Annotated in this window: 27 protein-coding genes; 18 read left to right on the top strand and 9 right to left on the bottom strand. The window is 37.9% G+C overall.

The window, feature by feature from the left end; genetic code table 11:
- The first annotated feature begins 67 nt into the window (after positions 1–67).
- Together KIM67_RS08505 and KIM67_RS08500 are read left to right on the top strand one after the other, a co-directional pair.
- Positions 68–1,153 carry a sensor histidine kinase gene (locus KIM67_RS08505; protein WP_213830917.1) on the top strand — a complete coding sequence of 362 codons (1,086 nt, stop codon included), beginning with the start codon at positions 68–70 and terminating at the stop codon, positions 1,151–1,153.
- Position 1,154: 1 nt separating this feature from the next.
- Positions 1,155–1,910, top strand: a complete 756-nt coding sequence (locus KIM67_RS08500) for a LytTR family DNA-binding domain-containing protein (RefSeq protein ID WP_213830916.1) — start codon at positions 1,155–1,157, stop codon at positions 1,908–1,910.
- 8 nt (positions 1,911–1,918) lie between these two features.
- On the opposite strand, the gene KIM67_RS08495 is transcribed toward KIM67_RS08500, so the two are convergent.
- Together KIM67_RS08495 and ahcY are read right to left on the bottom strand one after the other, a co-directional pair.
- Complete coding sequence (locus KIM67_RS08495) at positions 1,919–3,022, bottom strand: SDR family oxidoreductase (RefSeq protein ID WP_213830915.1); 1,104 nt, start codon at positions 3,020–3,022, stop codon at positions 1,919–1,921.
- A 114-nt stretch (positions 3,023–3,136) separates the two neighbouring features.
- Positions 3,137–4,453: an adenosylhomocysteinase gene (gene ahcY / locus KIM67_RS08490; RefSeq protein WP_213830914.1), complete on the bottom strand. Its 1,317-nt coding sequence runs from the start codon at positions 4,451–4,453 to the stop codon at positions 3,137–3,139.
- 73 nt (positions 4,454–4,526) lie between these two features.
- On the opposite strand from ahcY, the gene KIM67_RS08485 reads away from it, so the two are divergent.
- From KIM67_RS08485 to KIM67_RS08455, 7 genes are all read left to right on the top strand, one after another.
- Entirely contained in the window at positions 4,527–5,168 is a 642-nt protein-coding gene (locus KIM67_RS08485; RefSeq protein ID WP_213830913.1) for a 4'-phosphopantetheinyl transferase family protein, read from the top strand.
- A 37-nt stretch (positions 5,169–5,205) separates the two neighbouring features.
- Positions 5,206–5,466, top strand: coding sequence for a YkoF family thiamine/hydroxymethylpyrimidine-binding protein (locus KIM67_RS08480; protein WP_213830912.1), 261 nt, complete (start codon positions 5,206–5,208; stop codon positions 5,464–5,466).
- On the top strand, positions 5,450–6,088 hold the full coding sequence (gene pnuC / locus KIM67_RS08475; RefSeq protein WP_213830911.1) for a nicotinamide riboside transporter PnuC: 639 nt from the start codon (positions 5,450–5,452) through the stop codon (positions 6,086–6,088). The genes KIM67_RS08480 and pnuC overlap by 17 nt, the downstream gene beginning before the upstream one ends.
- Positions 6,043–6,606 carry an AAA family ATPase gene (locus tag KIM67_RS08470; RefSeq protein WP_213830910.1) on the top strand — a complete coding sequence of 188 codons (564 nt, stop codon included), beginning with the start codon at positions 6,043–6,045 and terminating at the stop codon, positions 6,604–6,606. Before pnuC ends, KIM67_RS08470 begins: the two co-directional genes overlap by 46 nt.
- Positions 6,603–8,141 carry a DUF4301 family protein gene (locus KIM67_RS08465; RefSeq protein WP_213830909.1) on the top strand — a complete coding sequence of 513 codons (1,539 nt, stop codon included), beginning with the start codon at positions 6,603–6,605 and terminating at the stop codon, positions 8,139–8,141. Before KIM67_RS08470 ends, KIM67_RS08465 begins: the two co-directional genes overlap by 4 nt.
- 690 nt (positions 8,142–8,831) lie before the next feature.
- Positions 8,832–9,137: a hypothetical protein gene (locus KIM67_RS08460; protein ID WP_213830908.1), complete on the top strand. Its 306-nt coding sequence runs from the start codon at positions 8,832–8,834 to the stop codon at positions 9,135–9,137.
- Between the two features lie 136 nt (positions 9,138–9,273).
- Positions 9,274–10,623, top strand: coding sequence for a sigma-54 dependent transcriptional regulator (locus tag KIM67_RS08455; RefSeq protein ID WP_213830907.1), 1,350 nt, complete (start codon positions 9,274–9,276; stop codon positions 10,621–10,623).
- Here KIM67_RS08455 and KIM67_RS08450 read toward each other — a convergent pair.
- Positions 10,598–13,066 carry an ATP-binding protein gene (locus tag KIM67_RS08450; RefSeq protein ID WP_213830906.1) on the bottom strand — a complete coding sequence of 823 codons (2,469 nt, stop codon included), beginning with the start codon at positions 13,064–13,066 and terminating at the stop codon, positions 10,598–10,600. The genes KIM67_RS08455 and KIM67_RS08450 overlap by 26 nt on opposite strands.
- A gap of 142 nt (positions 13,067–13,208) precedes the next feature.
- On the opposite strand from KIM67_RS08450, the gene KIM67_RS08445 reads away from it, so the two are divergent.
- The 4 genes from KIM67_RS08445 (at position 13,209) to KIM67_RS08430 (ending at position 17,640) form a co-directional block, all read left to right on the top strand.
- Positions 13,209–13,370, top strand: coding sequence for a hypothetical protein (locus tag KIM67_RS08445; protein WP_213830905.1), 162 nt, complete (start codon positions 13,209–13,211; stop codon positions 13,368–13,370).
- Positions 13,371–13,482: 112 nt separating this feature from the next.
- The gene (locus tag KIM67_RS08440) at positions 13,483–15,729 is read left to right on the top strand and encodes a TonB-dependent receptor (RefSeq protein ID WP_213830904.1); all 2,247 of its coding nucleotides are present in this window, start codon (positions 13,483–13,485) and stop codon (positions 15,727–15,729) included.
- A gap of 3 nt (positions 15,730–15,732) precedes the next feature.
- A complete protein-coding gene (locus KIM67_RS08435; protein WP_213830903.1) occupies positions 15,733–16,638 on the top strand; it encodes an ABC transporter substrate-binding protein in 906 nt (301 codons plus the stop codon).
- A 21-nt stretch (positions 16,639–16,659) separates the two neighbouring features.
- Entirely contained in the window at positions 16,660–17,640 is a 981-nt protein-coding gene (locus tag KIM67_RS08430; RefSeq protein WP_213830902.1) for a Gfo/Idh/MocA family protein, read from the top strand.
- Positions 17,641–17,792: 152 nt separating this feature from the next.
- Here the strand turns inward: KIM67_RS08430 and KIM67_RS08425 are convergent, their stop codons facing one another.
- Positions 17,793–18,230 carry a hypothetical protein gene (locus KIM67_RS08425; RefSeq protein WP_213830901.1) on the bottom strand — a complete coding sequence of 146 codons (438 nt, stop codon included), beginning with the start codon at positions 18,228–18,230 and terminating at the stop codon, positions 17,793–17,795.
- Positions 18,231–18,417: 187 nt separating this feature from the next.
- On the opposite strand from KIM67_RS08425, the gene greA reads away from it, so the two are divergent.
- Together greA and KIM67_RS08415 are read left to right on the top strand one after the other, a co-directional pair.
- Positions 18,418–18,894, top strand: a complete 477-nt coding sequence (greA, locus tag KIM67_RS08420) for a transcription elongation factor GreA (RefSeq protein ID WP_213830900.1) — start codon at positions 18,418–18,420, stop codon at positions 18,892–18,894.
- A gap of 72 nt (positions 18,895–18,966) precedes the next feature.
- Complete coding sequence (locus KIM67_RS08415; RefSeq protein ID WP_213830899.1) at positions 18,967–19,359, top strand: HIT family protein; 393 nt, start codon at positions 18,967–18,969, stop codon at positions 19,357–19,359.
- Here the strand turns inward: KIM67_RS08415 and KIM67_RS08410 are convergent.
- Both KIM67_RS08410 and KIM67_RS08405 read right to left on the bottom strand, forming a co-directional pair.
- Positions 19,352–19,702, bottom strand: coding sequence for a hypothetical protein (locus KIM67_RS08410; protein WP_213830898.1), 351 nt, complete (start codon positions 19,700–19,702; stop codon positions 19,352–19,354). The two genes, KIM67_RS08415 and KIM67_RS08410, sit on opposite strands and share 8 nt — an antisense overlap.
- Before the next feature lie 3 nt (positions 19,703–19,705).
- Positions 19,706–20,857, bottom strand: a complete 1,152-nt coding sequence (locus KIM67_RS08405) for a PAS domain-containing sensor histidine kinase (protein ID WP_213830897.1) — start codon at positions 20,855–20,857, stop codon at positions 19,706–19,708.
- 123 nt (positions 20,858–20,980) lie between these two features.
- On the opposite strand from KIM67_RS08405, the gene KIM67_RS08400 reads away from it, so the two are divergent.
- From KIM67_RS08400 to aat, 3 genes are read left to right on the top strand one after another with little or no spacing between them, the layout of a single operon-like run.
- Positions 20,981–21,358: a DUF3127 domain-containing protein gene (locus KIM67_RS08400; protein ID WP_213830896.1), complete on the top strand. Its 378-nt coding sequence runs from the start codon at positions 20,981–20,983 to the stop codon at positions 21,356–21,358.
- Between the two features lie 6 nt (positions 21,359–21,364).
- A complete protein-coding gene (locus tag KIM67_RS08395) occupies positions 21,365–22,741 on the top strand; it encodes a short-chain fatty acid transporter (protein WP_213830895.1) in 1,377 nt (458 codons plus the stop codon).
- Between the two features lie 34 nt (positions 22,742–22,775).
- Positions 22,776–23,438, top strand: a complete 663-nt coding sequence (aat, locus tag KIM67_RS08390) for a leucyl/phenylalanyl-tRNA--protein transferase (protein ID WP_213830894.1) — start codon at positions 22,776–22,778, stop codon at positions 23,436–23,438.
- On the opposite strand, the gene KIM67_RS08385 is transcribed toward aat, so the two are convergent.
- Genes KIM67_RS08385 through KIM67_RS08375 form a run of 3 tightly spaced genes read right to left on the bottom strand, consistent with a single transcriptional unit; the run spans position 23,427 to position 25,222 of the window.
- Complete coding sequence (locus tag KIM67_RS08385; protein ID WP_213830893.1) at positions 23,427–24,107, bottom strand: DUF2490 domain-containing protein; 681 nt, start codon at positions 24,105–24,107, stop codon at positions 23,427–23,429. The two genes, aat and KIM67_RS08385, sit on opposite strands and share 12 nt — an antisense overlap.
- Positions 24,094–24,672 carry a hypothetical protein gene (locus tag KIM67_RS08380; RefSeq protein ID WP_213830892.1) on the bottom strand — a complete coding sequence of 193 codons (579 nt, stop codon included), beginning with the start codon at positions 24,670–24,672 and terminating at the stop codon, positions 24,094–24,096. Before KIM67_RS08380 ends, KIM67_RS08385 begins: the two co-directional genes overlap by 14 nt.
- Complete coding sequence (locus KIM67_RS08375; protein ID WP_213830891.1) at positions 24,659–25,222, bottom strand: DNA-3-methyladenine glycosylase I; 564 nt, start codon at positions 25,220–25,222, stop codon at positions 24,659–24,661. Before KIM67_RS08375 ends, KIM67_RS08380 begins: the two co-directional genes overlap by 14 nt.
- Positions 25,223–25,257 lie beyond the last annotated feature (35 nt).

Genomic DNA, 25,257 nt, shown 5'->3' with positions numbered 1-25,257 from the left:
GCAATAGAACGTATGGGAGGTTAGAAAATCAATTAAAAAAACGGACTTGTGTATCTTTAACATACAAATGAAAAATGTTTTAGAAAAAAGAAGAGTATACAAGTTTTTGTTCCGATGGATGGTCGTGAACGTGGTTTTCTTGCTTATAAAAATATCCGTTGAACACGACCGAAAAGAAATCGATTCTTTTTTGGATTCAACTACACTATTCTATTATCTGACGACCTTCATGTTCTTTATGGTTACATGGGAATTTAATGATTGGTTGATAAAAAGAGAGCGAAAAAGGGCAAAGCTCAATTTTAAAAATAGTTTGAAAATATTTGGGCAGACTATGGCATTACTACTGCCTTTAAGCGCAATTGTTTATTTTTTGGCACTTTTTCCACTTCGTGAGGTAATAGGCATTATTTGCGAAGATCCTTTTTTAGAATTCAGAAGCGATTTTTTTAGGGCAGCGCTTATTGGTTCTACAGTTGTTTTTATCAACCTTTTCTACTTTACGATGAAGCAAAAAGAGGAAATGGAAGAACAAATGGAAAATCTTAAAAGAGAAATGCTAGCCTCAAAGTATTCTTCATTAAAGACCCAAATAAGCCCACATTTTCTGTTCAATAGTTTAAACACCTTAACCTCCTTGATGTATGAGGACAGAGATTTGGCCTCTGATTTTGTGACTAGACTCGCATCCAGCTATCGCTATATTTTAGAGAACAATGAAGATGATTTGGTGAGTCTAAAGAAAGAGTTGAATTTTCTGGATGCTTTTGTTTTTATGATGGAGGTTCGGCATAAGAATGCGGTTTTCATTAAAACCGACATTAAGGTTTCTTCAGAAAATTACTGGATTCCCACATTGACACTACAGATGCTTATTGAGAATGCTTTAAAGCACAATCTATATTCTAAAGAAAAGCCATTGCATATCTCCATTAATTCTATTGAAAAGAGTGCTCTGGCAATCAAGAACAACCTCCGAAAAAGAACGTTAAAATGCGAAACGACCAAACTAGGTCTTGAAAATATAAGGAAGCGATATTCCTATTACACTAACAAGCAAGTACTTGTTAGGGAAGAAAATGGTTTTTTTGAGGTAATTGTTCCACTTTTGGATAAGAATATCAAGGAAACGAATATTTTGGCCATATCATAATATGAAGGCAGTTATTGTTGAGGACGAGGAATTTGCATCAAAAAGACTGGCACAGCTGGTGGAACAGCTTGCACCAGAAATTGAAATAGTCGCTAAAATCAACTCGGTAGAGGGAGGAACAGCATGGTTCAAAAAAAATGACTTTCCCGATTTGATTTTTTTGGATATTCAACTCAATGATGGATATGGGTTTGATATTTTGGATGGCCTTGAAGAACACCCACCTGTAATTTTCACCACTGCGTATAATGAATTTGCGATTAGGGGCTTTAAATATAATGGAGTAGACTACTTGTTAAAGCCCATTGTTAAGACGGAATTAAAAGTAGCGTTAGAAAAATTCAAAAATAATATCACGAGAAATGGGCATACGCCCACAAATGATTTAGAGCATTTGAAACAACTTTTCCATAAAGAATATAAACATCGCTTTATGGTCAAGGTGGGAAACCAGTTTAGATTGTTCAATGTGGAGGATATAGCCTATTTTAAATCTAATGAAGGTTTAATTTGTCTTCATACTCATTCGGCCCAGTCTTACCCAATAGAATACACCATAGATCAATTGGAAAATATTCTAAATCCTATTCATTTCTTCAGGGTAAATCGCAAGTTTATGGTCTCGGTAAAAGCCGTAGTTGAAATTCATAGCTACTTTAATAGCCGACTCTTGCTAAAACTATTGCCAAAGGAGGAGGAACAAGTAATCGTATCAAGGGAACGTACCACCAATTTTAAACGGTGGTTAGATATGTAAAAATCACTTCACCACCGCTGATTTTTAAAACCGTTGGTCTTCGCAAATTCTACTGTTGCCACTAAGTAGTCTTCTAAATTATATTTGGGTAATGGTAAAATGCTTTCTAAAAGGGTAGTGTCCCATTCATACGGTTTCGAGGTTAAGTATGGTGTCAGGTGTATACCGATGGTCTCATAATAAAACTGTTCCAATGAACTTTCAAATTCAGTCGCAGTAGTTAGTAGTTCTTGCGTGAGCTTAAAATTTTTAAAATTAACTGTTTCTAGAATTTTTGAGATCCCATTAAAGATATTGGTGCCTTCAGAATTAACAATATTGAGTTGTTGAACATCGGTATCAAATACTTTGGCAATTACCTTGGCTGCATAATCTGTAGGGATAATATTAAGCTTACTATCAATATTCGCTTGTATCCGTACAGAGTCAAGAGAGGTGTTTCTGTAGAAAAACTTTGCAAAAAGATAAAACACCATGTACTTTGAAATAAAGAAACTTGGTTTGTCCAAAATATTTCCACCCAATACACTAGGACGTAGTATTTGAATTGGAATTTCTTTTGTAGCTCCTTCTTTTACCAAATACTTTTCTGCTGCATGCTTGGATGCTTCGTAGAAGTTGCGATATTCTTTCTGTTCTATGTTTACATAATTATCATTTAGCAATCCGTCCAATTTACCGATGGAAAAAGCGGTGCTTATATAAATGAATTTTTTAAGGTAGGTCGAGTAAGCTTCAAATATAGCTTGGGTGAGTGCAAGGTTTTCTCTAAAAATTTCTTCTTCACTATCAGGATTTACGGAAAGGTTAACGTAACCTGCTGAGTGAATAAAGTAATACTTTTTGCTTTCCTCAAGAAATGTGATAGGTTCCAACAATACATCTGCATCAATAACGATTATTCTTTTGGTTATCTCTTCTTTATGCATCCCAATAAATTTTGGAGCTGCACTGCTATCAATCATTTTTAAAACTCTTTCTTTTGGGGAAGTTGATTTTTTCTTTCGTACAATCAGGTACACTTTTTCCAGTGTATTGAATCTATTTTCAAGCAATGAAAACAGCACTTGAGAGCCGAGTGTCCCTGTTGATCCGGTAAGGATAATATTCATACGAGAACTATTAAAGTTGTAAATATCGCACATAAAAATAAACCCTTGCAGACCTGCAAGGGTTTATTGGCTTTATCTGTACTGGATATCCTTTTAAAAGAGAGGATAAATTTACTAATACCTGTAATATTCTGGTTTAAAAGGTCCTTCAACCGTTACACCAATATATTCAGCTTGGTCTTGCTTAAGTTCCGTTAGTTCGGCACCCAAACGTTCCAAATGTAGTTTGGCTACTTTTTCATCAAGATGTTTTGGAAGCATATAGACATCATTTTCATAGTTGTCGCTGTTGTTCCATAATTCAATCTGCGCCAAAGTCTGGTTTGTAAATGAATTGCTCATTACAAAACTAGGATGTCCTGTTGCACAACCAAGGTTGACCAATCGACCTTCGGCCAGAATGATAATATCTTTACCATCGATTGTGTATTTATCGACTTGTGGCTTTATCTCGTCTTTAGTATTACCAAAAGTACCGTTCAGCCAGGCCATATCTATTTCATTGTCAAAATGTCCAATGTTACAGACAATTGCCTTATCCTTTAAAGCACGGAAATGCTCCTCACGAATAATATCTTTGTTTCCTGTTGTGGTAATCACAATGTCGGCATTACCGATTACAGTTTCCAATTTTTTGACCTCATACCCATCCATGCAAGCTTGTAACGCACATATTGGGTCAATTTCGGTAACAGTAACAATAGCGCCGGCGCCTCTAAAGGAGGCAGCCGTTCCTTTTCCTACGTCACCATAACCTGCAACCACAATACGTTTTCCGGCCAGCATGGTATCCGTGGCACGGCGGATGGCATCTACAGCACTTTCTTTACATCCGTATTTGTTATCGAATTTTGATTTGGTAACGGAATCGTTCACATTGATTGCCGGCATGGGCAATGTTCCATTTTTAACCCTTTCATACAAACGGTGTACTCCAGTGGTAGTTTCTTCTGAAAGTCCTTTGATGCCAGAAGCTAACTCTGGGTATTGGTCCAGAACCATATTGGTTAAATCCCCACCATCGTCCAAAATCATATTTAGAGGCTCTCTATCTTCCCCAAAGAATAAAGTTTGCTCAATACACCAATCAAATTCTTCCTCGTTCATTCCTTTCCAGGCATATACGGGAATTCCAGCTGCAGCAATAGCGGCGGCGGCATGGTCCTGGGTAGAAAATATGTTACAGGAACTCCAAGTTACATCTGCCCCAAGTTCTACCAAAGTTTCGATCAAAACCGCAGTTTGAATGGTCATGTGCAGACACCCAGCTATACGAGTGCCTTTCAGAGGCTGTTCGTTTTTATACTCTTTTCGCAATGCCATAAGACCGGGCATTTCGGCTTCGGCAAGATTAATTTCTTTTCGACCCCAATCCGCTAAAGAAATATCTTTCACTTTATAAGGTACATAGGGAATAGTCTTTGTATTCATAGCTTTATGTAAATTTACTTTTGTAGCTTAGCTTTAACAGCCAGCAAAGGTACAAAATACTTAACTTTTAGTCGTGCCCCTTTACAAAACCATAACAGTCTCGTCCACCACCCAAGTTTTTATTTGGAATGTCACCGAATCTGAAAACGAACTACAGAAAAATATTAGTCTAACGCCACATTGTCAAAAAAGAATGGACGGCATGAAATCCCAAGCGCATCGAAGGGCTTTTCTGAGTATACGGCACCTTTTGGCAGAAGCAGGTTATACGGATAGTGACTTATTTTATGATGATTCAGGGAAACCACATTTAAACGACGGAAATCACATTTCTATAACCCACTCACATGATTTTACGGGTATCATAATCAGTAAGACCGATGAAGTTGGAATAGATATTGAAAAACAGCGCGACAAAATACTCCGTATCGCACATAAATTTACGCCCGTACATGAATATCGAACTTTGGCCAATACTGAAGCTGTTGTACGAAAGTTGACCATAGTTTGGGGCGTTAAAGAATCTCTTTACAAAATCTATGCGCAAGAAGGGCTCAGTTTTTTAAAGCATATAGATGTCATGGATTTTGCGTTCGATGATAAAAGAACGGTTGCAAAAATTTCGTATAAAGGACAAAAATCCCATTATGATGTAGCGTTTTTGGAATTTGCAGGTTTTACTTGTGTATATGCCTTGCGTATGATAGGCGGATAGGATTTCCTTTAGTAGCTTTGCCATTAATTTTTGATTAATGAAAATATCCGTAGAACTTGCGCTAACTCCGCTACAAGATGACTTTGAAGCGCCAATCATAGATTTTATCCAAAAACTCAGAGCTTCTGGACTTACTATTTTAGAAAATCCATTGAGTACCCAAGTCTATGGGGAGTATGATGAAGTAATGGAGATCCTCCATAAAGAGATAAAAGATACTTTTGAAAATATTGAACACATACTACTTAATATGAAGATTGTAAAATCTGATAGAAGCGGGTATGAGCCACATTTTTGATTGGATTTTTGCCCAATACGAGGGTGTGCCAACACATTTGATCGTGTTGGAAATGATCGGGGTGGTTTTTGGGCTGCTCAGCGTTTGGTACTCCAAGCGTGAGAATATCTTGGTTTTTCCTACGGGCATCATCAGTACAGGAATCTTTGTATATATCCTTTTGGTCTTTGGCCTTTTAGGGGATATGCTCATTAATGCGTATTATTTTATTATGAGTCTTATAGGCTGGCATCTATGGACGCGCAAAGTTGATGAAACCCATTTTGTTCCCATCACCAAGACCACATCAAAAGAAAAGAAATGGTCAGTATTGCTTTTCATTGGTGCAGTCGTTTTTGTAACCCTGGTTTACGTTTTCTTCGAAAAATTCGATACGTGGACCGCTTATGTGGATACCCTAACCACGGCTATCTTTTTTGTGGGAATGTGGTTGATGGCCAAGAAAAAATTGGAGAACTGGGTCTATTGGATCATTGGTGACATTATCACCGTGCCCCTATATTGGTATAAAGGACTAATATTTAGTTCCTTGCTGTATTTTTTATTGACTATAATTGCCATTTACGGTTACAAAGCATGGAAGAAAAACTTGGGCAAGAGCCCTCAAACCTTATTAAAGTAGTTCTTTTTGGTCCTGAGTCTACAGGAAAAACTACGTTGTCACAACAGTTGGCAAGACAGTATAACACGGTTTGGGTACCCGAATATGCACGTGAGTATTTACAGGACAAATGGAACAACGAGCGTAAAACCTGCGAGCCGCATGATTTATTGCCTATTGCCCAAGGACAAATCCGATTGGAAAATGAATTGACCAAGAAAGCTACGGATTTACTCATTTGCGATACCGATTTGCTGGAAACAAAAGTATATTCCGAAGCGTATTATATAGGACAGTGTGATCCTATTTTAGAAAAGTATGCTTTAAAGAATACATACGACCTCTACTTTTTGACTTATATAGATACCCCATGGGAAGCGGACGACCTTAGGGACAAGCCAGATGAAAGGGAAAAAATGTTTGCATATTTTCATGACACATTAAAAAAATACGATCGGAATTTCGTTATCTTGAAAGGAGATAAAAAGACAAGGCTCAAAACCGCAGTAGAACACATAAATAATCTTTTACAACAATGATCGACTTTAGTCAGCAGGACTTAGAACAACTGGAACAAAAAGGAATTTCCAAGGAAAAAGTAATGGGTCAGATCGAAACATTTAAAGACGGAATCCCATTTGTGGAATTGAGAAAGGCGGCTATTGTTTCAGATGGTATTTTGAGGTTTTCTGAAAAAGAGGAAAAGGAACTCATCCAATATTTTGAAAGCGTTCGTGGTGATTTGGAACTTTTGAAATTTGTGCCAGCTTCAGGAGCTGCTTCCAGAATGTTCAAGGCGATGTTCAATTTTTTGGATGTATATGATCCTTCCAAAGAAAAACTATCAGCCTATACTGAAAGAACTGGTGATACAGCGGTCCAAAAGTTTACATTTGAAATGAAAGACTTTCCGTTTTACAATCAAATTATGGATAGAATCTCAGCAAAAGCAAAAAATTCAGACGAAGAAGCCTATCTCTTTGTGAAAGAAATGCTTATAGAAGATGGGCTCAACTATGGGTTTTATCCAAAAGGGCTGTTGCCATTTCATAAATACGGTACTGAAAGTGTAACTCCGTTCGAGGAACATTTAAAAGAGGCAGCACTTTACGCAAAAACAGAGGGTAAGGCCAATCTACATTTCACCATATCTGAGCAGCACGATGCTATGTTCAAAAAAGAACAAGCTCAGGCAGGACCAAAAATTTCCAAGGATACGGAAACCCAGTTTAACATCACGTATTCCAATCAAAAACCATCTACAGATACGATTGCCGTAGATATGGAGAACAGACCATTTAAAAATAATGACGGATCAATTTTATTTAGGCCCGGAGGCCATGGTGCTTTAATAGAAAATTTAAATGATCAAGATGCTGACGTTATTTTTATAAAAAATATCGATAATGTAGTCATTGATGATAACTTACAAGAAGTGGCCGACAGTAAGAAAATGTTGGCGGGTGTTTTAACTAAAGTTCAGGCGAAGGCGTTCGAATATGCTAAAATGCTTGAGCACAACAGTATTTCTAATGAACAACTTGATGAAATCAAGACGTTTTTAGAAAATAAGTTGAACGTAAGGTTCCCCAATGATTACACGAATTTAAATCTAGAAGGGCAAGTAGCTGTAATGAAAGACAAAATCAATTGTCCTATTCGTGTATGTGGAATGGTGAAAAATGAAGGTGAGCCAGGTGGAGGACCTTTTTGGATAAAGGATAGTGAGAATGATGTTTCGCTTCAAATCATAGAGTCGGCCCAAATTGATACTTCCAATAAAGAACAAGCGGCCATATTAAAAAACGCAACACATTTTAATCCTGTTGATTTGATATGTGGGGTACGAAATCACAGAGGCGAGAAATATAATCTATTGGACTTTATAGATACAAAACAAGGTTTTATCACAGAAAAGACAAAAGAAGGCAAAGAACTAAAAGCACTGGAACTTCCAGGGCTTTGGAATGGGGCCATGGCGTTTTGGAACACTATTTTTGTAGAAGTGCCATTGGTAACTTTTAATCCCGTGAAAACGGTGAATGATCTTTTAAAACCTACGCACCAAGTTTAAAAACTAAATATTTTCTATTTAAAAAGGGACCGTTACCAATAGTTGTTGGTAACGGTCCCTTTTTTTAATGTGACTAAAATAAAAAAGCAGTGTCTTATAAATAAATTGGAGCGGTTTTTAAGTTTGTGACCGAACTGATTAGAAGAAATTTAAAGCATCTAGATGAGGGTGTCTAGATTTTTTGGTTGATTGATTTGGTAGAAAGGTCGTACACTGTGCGGCCTTTTTATGACAAAGAATCAAAAACATTATGAAATACCCAGAAATTAAAAAATGATCTATAAAATAGTTTTGGCCATCAGTATTCTATCGTTTGTGATATCAGTTTTTTTGGTGGCATCTTATTTGAACAAGGATTATAGAAAAAATAAAGAAAAATAACTAGGATGATGCTATGCAAACACTAACCTTGTATTGTCCGTTCCCAGTGGTACCTAAAATAATTGTATTCTTTTAGAAAATGGTTATATGGTGCTAGGGAAGTTGAAAAGGCTGCTTTGGCAGCCTTTTTTTGTATAAAAAATACACATGAAGATACTGTTGTATACAAAATTACACAGTATCCTGTTTTTTACAAATATCATAATCAATTCATTATTAGGCACTTAAATTGAATAGAGCAACAAAGAAAATGTTGGCACTAGATTTTCATATAGATAAACAAGTTTAATTTTTTAAAACATATATATCATGAGAAAGTTATTTTTTGCAACTGTTTTATCTTTTGTAGGTCTTACAGCAATCGCCCAAGAAGAAACTGCTGAGCTACAAGCAGACGAAACAACTGTAGCAACTGCAACACAGGATTTTGAGGAAATCAGTGTTTCCGATCTTCCAGAAGCTGTTACAGCTGCTGTGGCAAAGGACTATCCAACGGCTACTGTAAATAAGGCCTATAAAAATGCATCTGAGCAATACAAGTTGGAGCTATCATTGGAAGATGGTACTTCTGGAACATTGTATGCTGATGCCGAAGGAAATTGGATAGAAATCTAATTACAATTTTTGATTAATCGTGTTAGGTTAGTTTGGTTAAGGAGAGGTCTGCTCACGTGGGCCTCTCCTTTTTATGATAATTTTACCACGCTCTTAAAGTCCATAACTTTATCCTTATCGTATATTAGATTAAGGTATGCCCAAAATCTTAATCATTGAGGATGACACAGCTTTTTGCCAAATGCTCCATAAGTTTTTGGCCAAGCATAACTTTGATATTTCTACAAGCTATACGATTACGGATGCCAAACAGAAATTAAAGTCAAGCCTTTTCGATATTATTCTATCCGATGTTCGGTTGCCCGAAGGAGATGGCATAGCACTACTTTCAAGAATAAAATCTGAATTCCCAAGTACACAAGTAATTTTGATGACCGGTTACGCAGAAGTGAAAACTGCGGTAAGCGCCATGAAAAAAGGGGCGTTCGATTATATTTCCAAACCTTTTACCCCAGAAAACATACTCAAGATAATTACCAGTGCCCTCAACACCAAGGCACCTGAAAAAGCACGACCTGTAAAAACCGAAGACACCAATGACCGATCAGTTGCATCGGCCCAATCGGGAACTATCGTCGGAACCAGTGATGTGTCCAGAAAATTACAGCAGTATATAGATTTGGTGGCCCCAACAAGCATGTCGGTCTTAATTACTGGCGAAAGTGGTACGGGAAAAGAAGTTACTGCCAAAGCCATTCATGATAAAAGTAAGCGGAAAACCAAGAATTTTGTTGCCGTGGATTGTGGCGCCATCCCTAAGGAAATTGCGACCAGTGAATTTTTTGGACATGTAAAGGGAAGCTTTACCGGGGCTATCGATGATAAAATGGGTCATTTTGAAGCTGCAAATGGAGGTACGCTCTTTCTGGATGAAATAGGAAATCTTTCTTATGAGAACCAAATACAATTACTTAGGGCGCTTCAAGAAAGAAAGATAAAGCGCGTTGGTAGCACAAAAGAAGTTTTTGTCGATGTACGCATTATAACCGCGACCAATGAAAATTTATTGGATGCTGTCGCCGAAGGTAGTTTTAGAGAAGATTTATACCATCGTCTAAATGAGTTTTCTGTTGAAATTCCATCATTGAAGGAGCGTGTTGACGACTTGTTGTTGTTTGCCAAATACTTTTTGGATAGTGCTAATAAGGAACTTGATAAGAATGTAATCGATTTTTCCGAAGAGGTCAAACATTCATTCCATAACTACGCATGGCCTGGAAACCTTCGGGAATTAAAAAATGTAGTTAAGCGCGCTGTTTTGTTTACAGAAGGAGATACGGTACATTTAAGTTCGATTCCTAGTACCGTTGACAGTGTGGTTGAGAGCTCTTCCCAATCCAAATTTTCTAAATCGGACTATGAAAAGGAAAAGATTCTTAATGCCTTGAAGCAGACCAATTTTAACAAGAGCAAGGCTGCCAAGCTTTTGCAAATCACTAGAAAGACACTCTACAATAAAATCAATCAATATCAACTGGAAGTGTAGGCAAAAAATCATGAATTGCTTTTTCCAGATTTAAAATTGAAAGTTTCAGCCTTTCAAATTTCCGTATTGTTTTTTTGTGCGTGGCATCATAAGAAAGATGTTCAAATTTTTCAAGAATAGGAATGGCATTTTCCACTTTTAACTGTCGGAACATGGGCAGCATCTTATGCGAAATGGACTTTATTTCATCATAACTAAGATTTTCAACTGCAGTAGAAAGTCGGTATAAATTATCACGGGTATCCTGTAGAAAGCTTTCCAAAACCTCATATATACTTTTTGGACTGTCTAAAAAAGACGAGATGATTTCTAGACTAAACAGTTTTGAATTTGACTGAATTGTATTCTCGTTCAAACGAATTTCAGGAGGATTATGGTTGCTAAAGTCCAAAAGGGTACCAAGTGTATTCAACAGGGCGTCATGGGAAAAAGGTTTGGGCAACACTTCTGAGAATCCTTTATCCAGGTAACTGTCCTTGTCAACATTCCTTTGGCCGGTCATTGCAATTATAGGCTGATTTTCATAATGCGCAAAGAGCCCCGACTTTAACCTTTCGACCACTTCGTATCCATCAACTATGGGCATTTGAATATCGGTCAAAACCGCATCATAATGAAAATCATCAAGGTGTTCAGCATCTTCAAAGTTGGAAAATGCCTTAACGGGCATATGATGCATTTTGCACACTTCTTGTAAGAGTTCCAACAACGTTTCGTCATCATCAAAAATTAGCAAGGCAGGCTGGTTTTTAAGATTTGTGTTTTGTGTTTTTTCAGTATTGACTTCCGCGTTTGAAAATATAAGAGGTAGGGAAAGCGTAAAGGCACTTCCTTTATTTTCCTCACTTTCCAGATACAAGTCTCCACCCAACAAGTTTGTCAGTTTTTTAGAAATGGTCAACCCCAGACCATACCCCCCGTACTTCTTTTCTATAGAATCACTTGCTTGGGCAAATTCTTTAAAGATTCGTTCTTGCTGTTCTTTTTCAATTCCTATTCCTGAGTCGATAACAGTGATGTTCACAAAAGGACCGCTATCATTTTCCGTTATGTGAGCCTTTACTTTTACAAAACCTTTGTCCGTAAACTTAAAAGCATTCCCTAGCAGGTTGGTCAATATTTGGCGTACTCGAAAAGGATCTCCAATTATGGGTTTTTTCAATGCGTCAGGAATTTCCATGGAAAAAGCTATTGATTTTTTCTGATAGCTTTCTTCAAAACCAGAAGCAGTATCCGCAATTAAATGGGAAAGTAAAAATGGTACTTTTTCTATCTGTATTTTTCCTGATTCCAATTTTGAAAAATCCAAAAGGTCATTTACCAGATTATCAACATATCTTGAAGCGGATTTAATATTCCGAACATATTGTCGTTGATTGGTGCCCAAATCGCTATGCTCCATAAGCTCAGTGTAGCCTCCAATGGTATTCAATGGTGTTCTAAGGTCATGGCTTACCGTAGATATCAATTGTTCCCTACTTTTTAGCAAAGATTCGGAATACTTCTTTTCCTTTTCCAACTGTTCCCGGTAACGTTGCACTTTCCAAAAATCTCGGGTAATCAAGAAGGTAAACAACGAAACCACGATTAAGCCCAAAATAACGGCGATCCCGGTTAAACGAATACTTCGTTTTAGTATTTGTTCCTTATTAAGGTTATCCAGATAAGCGTTCATGATGATATCTTGTTCAAAGGCTGAAATCATACTGCGTAGTTTTTGGGAAAGCTCTAGGTCCGCCTTATAAATTTGAAGTTCTTTTTTAATCACAGATCGCTCCATTCTTGCATTCTCCAATTTGGCACGTTGCAATATGGATTTGGATAGTTGCAAAAGCGAGTCTATGTCTGCGGTCGGTGCACTCTCTTTATCTTCCGATGGAATATTGTTATTGAGTATGGCCACATATTCTCTAATAGAATTTTGTGTCTCTGGAGATAGCTGTTCAAAGTTGGGAACAAAAGTCTCTGGGGTGATTCTTCCCATGTCCACTTCCATCTTATTGAATTTTTTCAGCAAGGAATCAATAGGGGCACTTTTGGTATTTCTAACTTTTAGTTTTCTAAGCTCTGCATTATTATAAACTTTCTGTTGCAGTAGTTTTTGAACACTGTCCAGTTTTAATACCTGGTTGGAGCTGGTGGCCAAAAGCTTTAAACTGTCAATAGAAATGAAGATGGAATCTACTTTCCGGGCATAAGCTGTTAGATTCCCTCTTTCCTTGGTCTGCAGTGCCAACTTTGATAAGTTTTCGGCTTCGTACAGTTCGGTCAACAAGGAATTGGTTTTTAATAATTTGATATTATCCTCCTCTTTGCTCTGTGAAGCGTTATAATCCTGGAATTCTGAATAAACGAAAAAGGCAGCCAAAAACGCCAACACACCTAAAACTAGATAGCTGGTAATTATTTTAAATGTAAATCTACGTTTGGATTTGGGGTACATAACAAGCACTCTACCATCTATATACGAGAAAGAATAGGGGTATGGGTCGTTTTTAAAAGTTAATTAACGTCGTTTTTGCTATGAAAAATGAATACGGCGAATTACATTTGCCCCATCTCAAAGGGGTGCTTAAACCTCGAACTTGAATTGGGCAGGTCCTAAAACAAGTTCAGGACGAGCTGAGATTATACCCAATGAACCTGGGCGGGTAATGCCGCCAAGGGACAGAAGAGCATTGAAGAGTAAGCGTCATTCTGAATTCCTATCTGCCGAACAGGTAGTTATTTCAGAATCGTATCATTAAAGAATGAGATCCTGAATCAACTTCAGGGTGACGAAAAAACTCCTTGGGTCGCTCAAAAAATCAAGTATTAACAAGGAATAATGGCCCCTTTTATTCGTAAAATCATTTACGAATGAAACCATTCTATTCAAATTCTTATGAAGAAGCCATCAAACGCAAAGATGGTTCAATGCGACGGTCAAAAAATGAAAAAAGACATCGCATCAAAACAATGTTCGCAGCTTTTGCCAGCTGCGGATTGGCACTTTCAATAAGTGCTCAAGAAAAGCCCAAAGATTCTTTGGAAGGAAAAAAAATTAATCTAGATGAAGTTGTAGTCTCTGCTTCGCGGGCTACCGACAAGATTCCGGTGACATTTACCAACATTGACAGGGAAGAAATCCAGAAAGTAAATTTAGGCCAGGATATTCCTGTACTGTTGAATTACATGCCCTCGGTGGTCTCCACTACATTTGATGGCACTGGAATAGGTCCTACCGATTTTCGAATTCGAGGTGCCGACAACTCCCGTATCAACGTAACGATCAATGGAATTCCGTACAACGATGCCGATAGCCAGACTACTTTTTTTGTTAACCTTCAGGATTTTGCATCATCTATCGAAAACATCCAGATTCAACGAGGCGTGGGAACATCCACAAACGGAGCAGGTGCTTTTGGGGCAAGCGTCAATATTTTGACGGACAATTACTCAGAAGAAGCTTTTGGACAGCTATCCAATAGCTTCGGCAGTTTCAATTCTAGAAAACATTCCGTTCGTTTTAGCACTGGATTGCTGAACGACCATTTTGCCTTCTCGGGAAGACTTTCCAGAATAAAGTCAGATGGTTATATCGACCGTGCCTTTTCAGATTTAAGGTCCTATTTTTTAGATGGGGTATATAAAGATGAAAATACCTTGATAAAAGCGGTAGTTTTTGGAGGTGAAGAAATTACAGGATTATCGTTTTTTGGTCTGAATGCTGCTGGACTCGGAGAAAATAGAACCTTTAATAATGACGGACTTTACCTTGATTCTGATGGTAATGTTCAGTTCTACGATAGGCAGACCGATAATTACAAGCAAGACCATTATCAATTACACATTACCCAACAATTTGACGAGAACTGGACAGGGAACATATCGCTCCACTATACAAAAGGACGTGGGTTTTTTGAGCAATACATAGAATCGGATCCTAGTTTTTTTAATGGAGATTTAGCCTTCTACAGACTGCCAAATTTTGAATCTAATGGCGAAACAATAGAACGTTCGGACTTGGTTACGGAACGTTTTTTGAACAGTGACTTTTACGGCACCGTATTTAGTTTGAACTACAAAGACTCCAAATGGGATGCCGTTTTTGGTGGAGGTTTCAATCGTTATGACGGTGAACAATTTGGTGAAATCACGGCTGCCGAATTTGCTCGATTACCGAGCATTCCTTTCCGTTTTTATGAAAATGGTAGCGATAAAAGAGATTTCAATGTGTACGCAAAAGCTACCTATCAACTTAATGAACAATTTTCGTTGTTTGGCGATTTGCAGCTAAGAACAATTGATTACGAAGCTTCAGGAACGCTGTTCGACCCAAGTGGTGCATTGAACGTAGATGAAAATTTCTCATTCTTCAATCCAAAAACCGGAATAACTTATAAGCCTAATAATCAGAATAGCATCTATTTCTCTTTTGCGCGTGCGAACCGCGAACCAGCACGTGTAGATTTTGAAACTGGTACCCCAGAACCTGAAAGCTTGAATGATTTTGAATTGGGTTGGCGTTATGTCTCACCAAATTTTCAATTGAACACGAATGTGTATTATCTCGACTTTAAAAATCAGTTGGTATTAACGGGAGAATTGGATGAGGTAGGTTTTCCCATTCGTCAAAACAGTGGTCAGAGCTATCGTTTAGGTTTGGAAATCGATGCTAATATCACATGGGATAAATTCAGTATTCGACCAAACTTGGCGGTCAGTACCAACAAAAACCAAGATTTTTTGGTTGAAGATGGCACAGATGGTTTTACCAATTTGGACAATACCAATATTTCGTTCTCGCCAGAGATTATTGCCGGAAATATTTTTACGTACAATGCTTCAGATAACTTTAGTGCAAGTCTGTATTCCAAATATGTAGGAGAGCAATTTATGACGAATACAGATTCTAATGCCATAGACGCTTATTTTGTGAATGATGTGAACGTGCAATATACGTTAGCGAACATTTCAATTTTAAAATCGATAGTATTTACAGGACAAGTGAACAATATTTTTGATTTGGAATACGAAAACAACGGCTATGTGTTTTTTGGAGAATCGTTTTTCTATCCACAGGCGGGCATCAATTTTCTTATGGGAGCAACTTTAAATTTTTAAAACATGGATAAGCTGAAAATAGAACTGGATTGGACCGCAAACACGAACCATACAGGTTTTTATGTGGCAAAAGAGAAAGGTTTTTATCGGGAGTATGGAATTGATTTGGAAATCAACACACCGGAAGCAGACGATTATAGCAAAACACCTGCTAAAAAAGTAGAATTGGGAGAAGCTGATTTAGCACTTTGTCCTTTTGAGAGTGTTTTGAGCTACAATACCAAAAAAGAAAGGTTTGACGCTGTAGCTATTGCAACAATTTTTAGAGAAGATATTAGTGCAATAACTGTTTTACAGGAAAGTAAGATAAACACACCTAAAGATTTAGATGGAAAAGTTTATGCTTCATACAGAGCTCGTTACGAAGATGAGATAGTGAAACAGATGATACGGAATGATGGCGGCATGGGCGATATTAAAATTGAATACCCAAAACGATTGGGTATTTGGGACACGCTCATAAACGGTTCGTTGGATGCTACCTGGATTTTCACCAATTGGGAAGGCGTTCATGCCAAATCCAAAGGGGTTGCACTACGAAACTTTAAAATGGGAGATTATGGAATTCCTTATGGGTATTCTCCTGTGATTCTAGCTGGCAGGGAAAAAATCAATGCTAATAAAAAAGGATATAAAGACTTTTTGAATGCTACAAAGCAGGGTTTTTTGTATGCTAAAGAACATCCACAATATGGAGTGGATTGCATTAAACCATATGTAGCCAAAAGTGATGCTGATATTGATCTGCTAGAGAGTCAAGTTTTTTCGAATAGATTTTATGGTGATAAAAACAATTGGGGCATTTTGGAAAAAGAGAAGGTCGATTTATTCTTAAATTGGTTGTATGATAACAATCTAGAAACAGCCGGTTTGAAGTCTGAAGACTTAGTCTTTGCAAATTTGCTGTAATGGATTGAAAAATAACATGATATGGATAATTTAAAACCGTTGCGTTGGGGAATCATTGGTTGTGGAGACGTTACCGAAGTAAAAAGCGGTCCACCCTATCAACTGACAGATGGTTTTGAATTGTCCATGGTTATGCGGCGTAATGTAGAAAAGGCAGCGGATTATGCCAAAAGACATCAGGTGCCGTTTTGGACGACCAATGCGAGTGAGGTCATTGAAAACCCCGAAATAGATGCCATTTATATAGCTACACCACCAGACACCCATAAATTGTATGGTCTTCAAGTGGCAGCAGCTGGAAAACCTTGTTGTATTGAGAAACCTATGGCGCCCAGCTACGCAGATAGTCTTGAGATATATAATGCCTTCAAAAAAAAAGAAATCCCACTTTTTATTGCCTATTATCGCCGTTCCCTACCTAGGTTTACCAAAATAAAAGAGTGGTTGGATAAAGGCTTTATTGGGGATGTGTGCCACATTCGTTGGTACAAGAGCAGAACACCAAGCGAACTGGATTTAAGCGGAACATACAACTGGCGTACCGACGCAAAAGTTGCTCCAGCTGGTTATTTTGATGATTTGGCAAGCCATGGGCTTGATTTGTTCATCTATTTGTTGGGTGATATAAAAGATGCAAAGGGTTTTGCCGTGAACCAACAAGGATTATATTCCGCAAAAGATGCGGTCACGGGCAGTTGGATTCATGAAAATGGAATAACCGGAGAGGGTAGTTGGATTTTTGGAGCGAATAAACAACAGGACAAGGTTGAGATTTTCGGTTCTAAAGGTGAAATACGGTTTTCAGTATTGAACGAAGCCCCATTGAAACTTATAAGCCCTGACCATAAAGAATCTTTACATATTGAACACCCAACACATATACACCAATACCATGTAGAAAATATGCAAAAGCATTTGTTAGGGATAGCACAGCATCCGTCTACTGGAGCATCGGGATTACATACCAGTTGGGTAATGGATAAAATCTTGGGGAATTTATAGGGTTATTGTGACAGCTTTGTTTTTTTGCTTAGGGCTTAGGGCTTAGGGCTTAGGGCTTAGGGCTTAGGGCTTAGGGCTTAGGGCTTAGGGCTTAGGGCGAAAGAATCCCAAGCACGCTATGCATAAAGTTGCAGTGTATAATTATTTTTCATCTAATTGGAGATGGTTACAATATTTCCACTTTGCGTGGCCCTGTAGAAAAGCAAATCATAATAGCGATTTCCGTCATCTGGTCTGTCCAATTGTTGCCCGGTAAAGAGGTTGTACGTGAAATCTTCACAGGAACAAACTACATTTTGCCCATCAATGGTCATGGTAGAACAATTATTTGGAGTATGATTGGGACAACTTGCTTCAAAAGCTACATAAGTATCCAATCCAGATTTGATAACAAAAGCACCTCGTGTACCAACGCCACTATTTCCTACATAAACGGGATTGCCAATATTGTTTAAATCATTATATAGCGGTAGGTTTAAATTTAATTCAAACCTAAAATTCACCTCTTGGAGGAAAGGATTTCGATTGGTGCTATCAGAATTGCATGAAACTGAAAAAATCAATAAAATAAAGCCCCAGAAGTACCTCATAGTGTGAATTTCAAAACATTACTTCGGCAAATTTGGGCAAAAATTACCTATATTTGCGTTAAATCCTCGATAAAAATCCTATGCAAGTCATAGAGGTGTTCGAGGATTTTTTGTATTTACAACGATAAAGCGCATTGGGAAAATTTTCATTTTCTCCAGTGTCCTTTTTGCATTAAAAAATGACGATATGAGTAAAGTATCTTATTATACAGAAGAAGGATTAAAAAAATTAAGGGAAGAACTCAATTACTTAAAAGATGTTGAGCGACCCAAAGCTTCACAAGCCATTGGTGAAGCTAGGGACAAAGGAGATTTATCTGAAAATGCGGAATATGATGCCGCTAAAGAAGCACAAGGACTTTTAGAAATGAAAATCTCCAAAATGGAAGAAACATTGGCCAATGCAAGACTTATTGATGAATCGCAACTGGATACATCAAAGGTTTTGGTACTGTCTACAGTAAAATTGAAGAACCAAACCAATGGGATGGAAATGAAATATACATTGGTAGCAGAGAGTGAAGCAGACTTAAAAAGTGGTAAAATATCGGTTACTTCCCCAATTGGAAAAGGATTATTGGGAAAATCTGTTGGCGACGTTGCTGAAATTACCGTCCCCAACGGAACGTTAAAGTTCGATATTTTGGAGATTACACGAGATTAGCGGATACTAATTTGCTATATTTAATCCTGTCACCCGACAGGATTTTTTGTTTAAAACCAAACCATACCAAGCATGCCAAGTATTTTTACCAAAATAATCAATGGAGACATTCCTTGCTATAAAATCGCAGAGGATGAAGACAGTTTCGCTTTTCTGGATATAAATCCTAATTCGAAAGGACACACGCTATGCGTGCCCAAAAAAGAAGTGGATAAACTATTGGATTTGGATGAAGCGTCATATACCAAGCTTATGATATTTTCCAGAAAAGTAGGAAAGGCCATTGAAGCTGCAATATCCTGCGAGCGAGTAGGTTTGACCGTGATCGGGCTGGAGGTTCCCCATGCACATGTGCACCTTATTCCGTTGCACAGCATGACAAACGCCACTTTTCAGCATAAAGAAAAATTGGAACCTGAGGAATTTGAAGCTATTGCAGAAAAAATAAGGGAAAAGCTTACTTAACACCTTCCAAATAAAAATAAACACCTGCCGTCACTCCACAAATTGCCAATATCAGAATGATAAAGAAGAGCGTGGTAAACCGTACCGAAGTCTTATCGGGGGTTACTAATTTATTGTAGTACTCGAATACCCGCTCAATATCAGGAGTCCAGTTCACGGGATAGATAATTGAATAGCATTTCTTGCATTTTATCTCATGGGTTACCTCGTCAGTAGTTTTATGGTAAAATGCATTATAGGTGTGTTTTTGGTAAAAGGTAATTTTTAGCTCTTGATTAAAGCATTCTGGGCAATTATTGGTGATTTCGGCGTCCTTGATCGCAATCTTTTTATCCTTTGCCATAGCTTATTGAATAGTTGCACGTAGGGAAATTTGCATGATTGTTCCTTCTTTGCTAGACGAAAGTACTTTAATTTTTCCTTTGTGATATTCCTCCACAATTCTTTTTACCAGTGAAAGGCCCAGTCCCCAGCCCCTTTTCTTAGACGTTACTCCTGGATTAAAAATGCTTTGAAAATTACTTTTTGGGATGCCGTGTCCTGTATCCGAAACCAAAATATTTACGTATTGGCCCTTTTTTTCAATTTGAATAGTGATGTTGCCTCTCCCTTTCATAGCGTCTATACCATTCTTAACGAGATTTTCTATGCTCCAATTGTATAAAGGTGGATTTAAAAGCACCGGTACTTCATCAATTTCAGAGCTAAAAGCAAAATGGATGAGCTTTGAGCTTCTTCGTTTTAAATACTCATAGGCTTTTTCGGTTTCAGCCACAATATCATGAACTTCCAAATCCGGAATAGAACCAATTTTAGAAAAACGGTCTGTTATGGTTTCCAATCGGGTAATATCCTTGGCAATTTCTTTGGTAATATCCGGATTGATATTTTCAGACTTCAATAGTTCGTTCCAGCCCAAAAGGGAAGTTAAGGGGGTGCCAATTTGATGTGCGGTCTCCTTTGCCATGCCTGCCCAAAGTTTATTTTGTTCGGATGCCTTGTTGGTCTTAAAGAAAAAGAAAATGACCGTTCCAAAAAGAAAGATAATTAAGAGCAAGGCCAAGGGATAATATTTCAACTTGTTTAAAACCTCGGAATTTCCATAATATAGGGTTTCCAACAGCTCTCCCTCCTGAATAATTTGAATGGGCTCATTCTCACTTTCAAATTGCCGTATTTTTTTTTTGATGTAAATACTATCGGTCGCTTTTTCAAAAGAAATATTGTGCGTTTTAATAGAACCCTCTTCATTGACCAGAATCATTGGGGTAGACGTATTATTGCCCATCACTTTTAAAGTAAGGTTCCCTAATTCTTGATCTACGGAAGATTGGATGAGCTCCAATTGGGCGGTTGCCCAAATTTCCATCTTCAACCGTTCTTCCTCTTTAAAATTCTTAAAAAAACTGTTGGTGTTCCATAAGATAAGGCTTACGATGACAAATGCCGAGATCAATAAGATGATGTTGTAGGCCTTTTTCCTTGGGTTGATGCTCATTTTTGTTGCAATTGTGACTAAAGATAGCGGAAAATGTAAAAATATGTTGATACTTCGTTACTTGACATGGTTTTAATTAGGGCTCATTTTATGTATTTTTGGCACTTATAGAAAAGTAGAAAAATGGAAGTTCAAGGAAGAATCAAAATGATAGATGAGACCAAAACCTATGGCAATAATGGTTTCAGAAAAAGAGAATTGGTTGTAACTACAGAGGAGCAGTATCCCCAACATATTTTAGTTGAATTTGTACAGGATAAATGTGATTTGCTCAATAACTATAGTGTTGGACAAATGGTGAAGGTAAGTATAAATTTAAGAGGGAGAGAATGGGTGAACCCACAAGGTGAGACCAAATATTTTAACTCTGTACAGGGTTGGCGTATTGAGAACCTTCAAGAAGAGACAAGTGGAGAGAACATACCGCCCGTACCACCTATGGAAGCTTTTGAACCTGCGGATGATCTTAACGAGGGTGACCACGACGATTTGCCTTTCTAGCATACTTTGGGTCTTACCAAAAGTATAGCACTGGTTTTTAGAAGGTTTTTACCTTCTCCATTTACAATTGCGGTACTTCTTACGTTCCTAACCGTTATTTTGGCACTGGTTTTTACTGAAAATATTTCGGATAAGAATCACTTTGTCCAAATTTTATCGTATTGGGAAAGTGGGGTGTGGAATACTAGTTTGTTGGTGTTTGCCTATCAAATGATGCTCATTTTGGTATTGGGGCACGTGTTGGTGTTGAGCAAACCTATGGAACGGTTGATTTTGAAAATCACCAAACTCGTAAGCAATACATCCAATGCCGCTGTTTTGGTCGCTTTGCCCACGATGTTGGTTTCATTTTTTAATTGGGGGCTCGGACTCATTTTTGGTGCTATTTTAGCCCGTAAGGTTGGCGAATATGCCCAAGCGAACAACATTCTCATCAATTACCCTTTGGTAGGTGCCTCTGGCTATGTTGGGATGATGGTTTGGCATGGAGGAATAAGCGGTTCCGCTCCAATAAAAGTTTCTGAATCGGGTCATCTGGATAGCTTGATGAAAACTATCTCCGATGGCACAATACTGGCACAGTTGCCTGAAACAATTTCTACCTCGCTTACTATTTTTAGCTATTGGAATCTTATTCTGTTCGTAATTGTTGTGCTTGCTATAAGTGTTTTAGTTTACTATTTGGGTAAAAGAACAACACCTACTAAGGTCGATCTAAAAGAATATAGATTTACTTCCATTGCAAAAAGTAATCTAAAAGGAGCTGAAAGATTGGATTATTCAAGGGTAACTGCCATAAGTTTTGGAGCTTTGATTTTGGGAGCTTTCCTGATTCAATATTTACCAGCGTTACAAAGCTTGAACATTACTCCTAACTTACTTAATTTCTTTATGCTTGGTCTGGCGATTGTATTGCATGGCAACTTCAAAAGTTTTTTGAGTGCCGTTGAAGAAGCAATTGGCGATACTGCTGGGATATTGATACAGTTTCCGCTGTATTTTGGTATCATGGGCATTATGGGAAGTAGTTGTATGATTACGGGTATTTCAGATTTTTTTGTGTCTGTGAGCACGGAAACAACGATGCCCATATTTACTTTTTTTAGCGCAGGATTGGTCAATATTTTTGTTCCCAGCGGTGGAGGGCAATGGGCCATTCAAGGGCCGTTGGTTCTTGAGTCTGCATTAAAAATGAATGTGCCGCTGTCCAAAGCTATAATGGCACTGGCCTATGGTGATCAAATTACGAACATGCTGCAGCCTTTTTGGGCTTTGCCACTTTTGGGCATTACCAAATTAAAAGCCAAAGAAATTTTACCCTATACTTTAATTTTTATGTTGATTGGAAGTCTAGTGTATATAGGAGGACTTCTTATTTTTTAGTCTCTTTTTTCGTATTTTTAATAAAAACTGCAAATTGGAAAAAGATAGGAAAAACCTTCCCCTCTCCTTCTTAGGGGATAGGTTGGAATTCCCCCCAGTTGAAACTGCAAATGAAGATGGCCTTTTGGCTGTAGGGGGTGATTTGTCCCCAGAACGTTTACTTTTAGCGTATAAAAACGGCATTTTCCCTTGGTTCAATGAAGACGCATTGATCATGTGGTGGAGTCCAGATCCGCGGATGGTTTTGTTTCCAAAGAGAATCAAGATTTCAAAAAGTATGCGAAAGATTATTCGAAATGGAGATTTTACATTAACCCATAATACATGTTTTGATGAGGTGCTGGAAAAATGTGCCAAGATTCAGCGTAAGGGACAGGATGGAACATGGATTACCAATAATATGAAGGCTGCTTACAGAGCACTTTTTGAGCTGGGTTTTGCCAAATCTATCGAGGTTTGGCAAGACGATAAATTGGTTGGCGGACTGTATGGTATTGATCTAGGTCATGTATTTTGCGGTGAAAGTATGTTCAGTAGTGTAGCAAATGCCTCTAAATTTGCATTTATACAGCTAGCTGCTACACTGGAAGAAGAAAACTATAGGTTCATAGATTGTCAGATGCATACTGACCACCTTGAAAGCCTTGGGGCCGAACTGATACCACGAGATGCCTTTATTAGGATTTTAAAGGGATAATTGGATGTTGGTCAATAAGAAGACTACATTTTGAGGTAGGCCAGAAGTATAATCTTCCATTCGGTATTCAATGCCTCCCTGTACCTTTAATCCGCCTGGCAGTTGCCATCCCACTTGACCGCTAATTCTAGTATCGTATTCAGAAGAATTTCCTTTGGCCACACTCAATAAGTTTTCAAATCCCCCAACAAAATAAGGTTCGCCAACATTCAACTTTTCTCCCTTTAAAGGAAAATCAACGGCAAAGCGATACCTAAACCTATGTGTCGTCAACGGTTCCGTGATACGCTGTTCAGCTCTAAACCTATGACCAAATCGTATTACGAACGGTCGTTTTGTAAAGTTGTACTGTTGGGTAAGGCGAAGTTCGTTAGGATTATCTTCAAAATTATTTCTAAATCGATATTGAACCCCCAATGCTATACTCTTGTTATCCGCCAGTTTTAAATTTGAAAAATGAACTAAGTCCACGTGCCTTATCCTAGCCCCAAAATCTCCTTCTTCAATAAAGAAACTTCGTTTTGCCATTGAAAGGTTGTGGGAATACGTTTTGGACAAACTATAATTTATAGCAGCTTGTGGTTGCAAATACCCGGTCAGGTTTTCTTGGGATGCTAAAAAAGATGTCCAAAGAAAACAGCTAGGTAACAACCACCTAGTAGAGAACATGGTCATAGGAGGATGATAATGATTTTCTAAGCTTTATAAATTCACCCTTGGCATTAAATAATGCCTCATAGGTTTGAAAGCCCTTTTCAACTTTTGCCGCAAAGACCAGTTCATAGTTGATATAGGGTAGAATTAGATTTTGGAAGGCGTGGTGAATGAGTTCTTTTTTGGAGGTGCCATTAACAGGATATTGCTGTTGTATTTTTACGATACGGACTTTGCTAAATTTGTTCTGGAGATACTCATTAATGTTATCCCAACTCTCCTCTGGTATATCTTTCTCCTTGATGATAATTTCAATATCCTCCAATATGCCCTGTTCATCGAATTCCACACTGTAATGCAATTTTCCTTTCTTGAATTTGGCCTCAAAACTGTTTTTAAGGCTATCGGTTTCCTTATAAAAACGTATCCTTTTTGATGATGCCAATTGTTCGGCAATGAGCTCGTAGGCATTGGTAGGGAATTCTGATTGTGCTATGCGATATTCCTTCTCATATTTATTTTGCCCCCAACATGTGAATGTCAGCAGCATTAATCCAAGACATAGCCTATACTTCATCATATCTAAAACAGCTTACCTCATGATCGTTTACCATTCCCGTAGCTTGCATATGGGCATACATAACCGTGCTTCCTACAAACTTAAAGCCGCGTTTTTTTAAATCTTTGCTGATTGAATCCGAAAGCGGTGTGGTAGCAGGCGCATCTTTGTAATACACTACCTTATTTTTGAGAGGTTTTCCGTTCACAAAACCCCAAATATATTCGCTAAAGCTCCCAAATTCTTTTTGCACTTCCATAAATGCCCTGGCATTGGAAACCGTAGCATTTACTTTTAATTTATTCCTTATGATACCAGCATCATCAAGAAGTTCATCGATTTTCTCCTGATTGTAATTTGCTATTTTTTTGTAATCAAAATTATCGAATGCCTTTCTAAAATTATCACGTTTCTTCAAGACGGTAATCCAGCTTAATCCTGCCTGAAAAGTTTCCAAAATAAGAAACTCGAACAAGGTGTCGTCATCTTTCACGGGCACCCCCCATTCCCTATCATGATACTCTTCGTAAAGCGAATCGCCTTCGCACCAACCACAGCGATGTTTGTTCATGGTTAAATTTTAACCTAAAGGTAAGGGAAAATATG

The organism is Flagellimonas sp. 389, from assembly GCF_018449435.1.
Lineage (GTDB): Bacteria > Bacteroidota > Bacteroidia > Flavobacteriales > Flavobacteriaceae > Flagellimonas.
This window is presented reverse-complemented; position numbering and strand designations above follow the sequence as displayed.

Excerpts from the sequence above, each read along its gene's own strand:
- KIM67_RS08505 (WP_213830917.1), top strand. The coding sequence starts at position 68 with ATGAAAAATGTTTTAGAAAAAAGAAGAGTATACAAGTTTTTGTTCCGA.
- KIM67_RS08500 (WP_213830916.1), top strand. The coding sequence starts at position 1,155 with ATGAAGGCAGTTATTGTTGAGGACGAGGAATTTGCATCAAAAAGACTG.
- KIM67_RS08495 (WP_213830915.1), bottom strand. The coding sequence starts at position 3,022 with ATGAATATTATCCTTACCGGATCAACAGGGACACTCGGCTCTCAAGTG.
- ahcY (WP_213830914.1), bottom strand. The coding sequence starts at position 4,453 with ATGAATACAAAGACTATTCCCTATGTACCTTATAAAGTGAAAGATATT.
- KIM67_RS08480 (WP_213830912.1), top strand. The coding sequence starts at position 5,206 with ATGAAAATATCCGTAGAACTTGCGCTAACTCCGCTACAAGATGACTTT.
- pnuC (WP_213830911.1), top strand. The coding sequence starts at position 5,450 with ATGAGCCACATTTTTGATTGGATTTTTGCCCAATACGAGGGTGTGCCA.
- KIM67_RS08470 (WP_213830910.1), top strand. The coding sequence starts at position 6,043 with ATGGAAGAAAAACTTGGGCAAGAGCCCTCAAACCTTATTAAAGTAGTT.
- KIM67_RS08465 (WP_213830909.1), top strand. The coding sequence starts at position 6,603 with ATGATCGACTTTAGTCAGCAGGACTTAGAACAACTGGAACAAAAAGGA.
- KIM67_RS08460 (WP_213830908.1), top strand. The coding sequence starts at position 8,832 with ATGAGAAAGTTATTTTTTGCAACTGTTTTATCTTTTGTAGGTCTTACA.
- KIM67_RS08455 (WP_213830907.1), top strand. The coding sequence starts at position 9,274 with ATGCCCAAAATCTTAATCATTGAGGATGACACAGCTTTTTGCCAAATG.
- KIM67_RS08450 (WP_213830906.1), bottom strand. The coding sequence starts at position 13,066 with ATGTACCCCAAATCCAAACGTAGATTTACATTTAAAATAATTACCAGC.
- KIM67_RS08440 (WP_213830904.1), top strand. The coding sequence starts at position 13,483 with ATGAAACCATTCTATTCAAATTCTTATGAAGAAGCCATCAAACGCAAA.
- KIM67_RS08435 (WP_213830903.1), top strand. The coding sequence starts at position 15,733 with ATGGATAAGCTGAAAATAGAACTGGATTGGACCGCAAACACGAACCAT.
- KIM67_RS08430 (WP_213830902.1), top strand. The coding sequence starts at position 16,660 with ATGGATAATTTAAAACCGTTGCGTTGGGGAATCATTGGTTGTGGAGAC.
- KIM67_RS08425 (WP_213830901.1), bottom strand. The coding sequence starts at position 18,230 with ATGAGGTACTTCTGGGGCTTTATTTTATTGATTTTTTCAGTTTCATGC.
- greA (WP_213830900.1), top strand. The coding sequence starts at position 18,418 with ATGAGTAAAGTATCTTATTATACAGAAGAAGGATTAAAAAAATTAAGG.
- KIM67_RS08415 (WP_213830899.1), top strand. The coding sequence starts at position 18,967 with ATGCCAAGTATTTTTACCAAAATAATCAATGGAGACATTCCTTGCTAT.
- KIM67_RS08410 (WP_213830898.1), bottom strand. The coding sequence starts at position 19,702 with ATGGCAAAGGATAAAAAGATTGCGATCAAGGACGCCGAAATCACCAAT.
- KIM67_RS08405 (WP_213830897.1), bottom strand. The coding sequence starts at position 20,857 with ATGAGCATCAACCCAAGGAAAAAGGCCTACAACATCATCTTATTGATC.
- KIM67_RS08400 (WP_213830896.1), top strand. The coding sequence starts at position 20,981 with ATGGAAGTTCAAGGAAGAATCAAAATGATAGATGAGACCAAAACCTAT.
- KIM67_RS08385 (WP_213830893.1), bottom strand. The coding sequence starts at position 24,107 with ATGTTCTCTACTAGGTGGTTGTTACCTAGCTGTTTTCTTTGGACATCT.
- KIM67_RS08380 (WP_213830892.1), bottom strand. The coding sequence starts at position 24,672 with ATGATGAAGTATAGGCTATGTCTTGGATTAATGCTGCTGACATTCACA.
- KIM67_RS08375 (WP_213830891.1), bottom strand. The coding sequence starts at position 25,222 with ATGAACAAACATCGCTGTGGTTGGTGCGAAGGCGATTCGCTTTACGAA.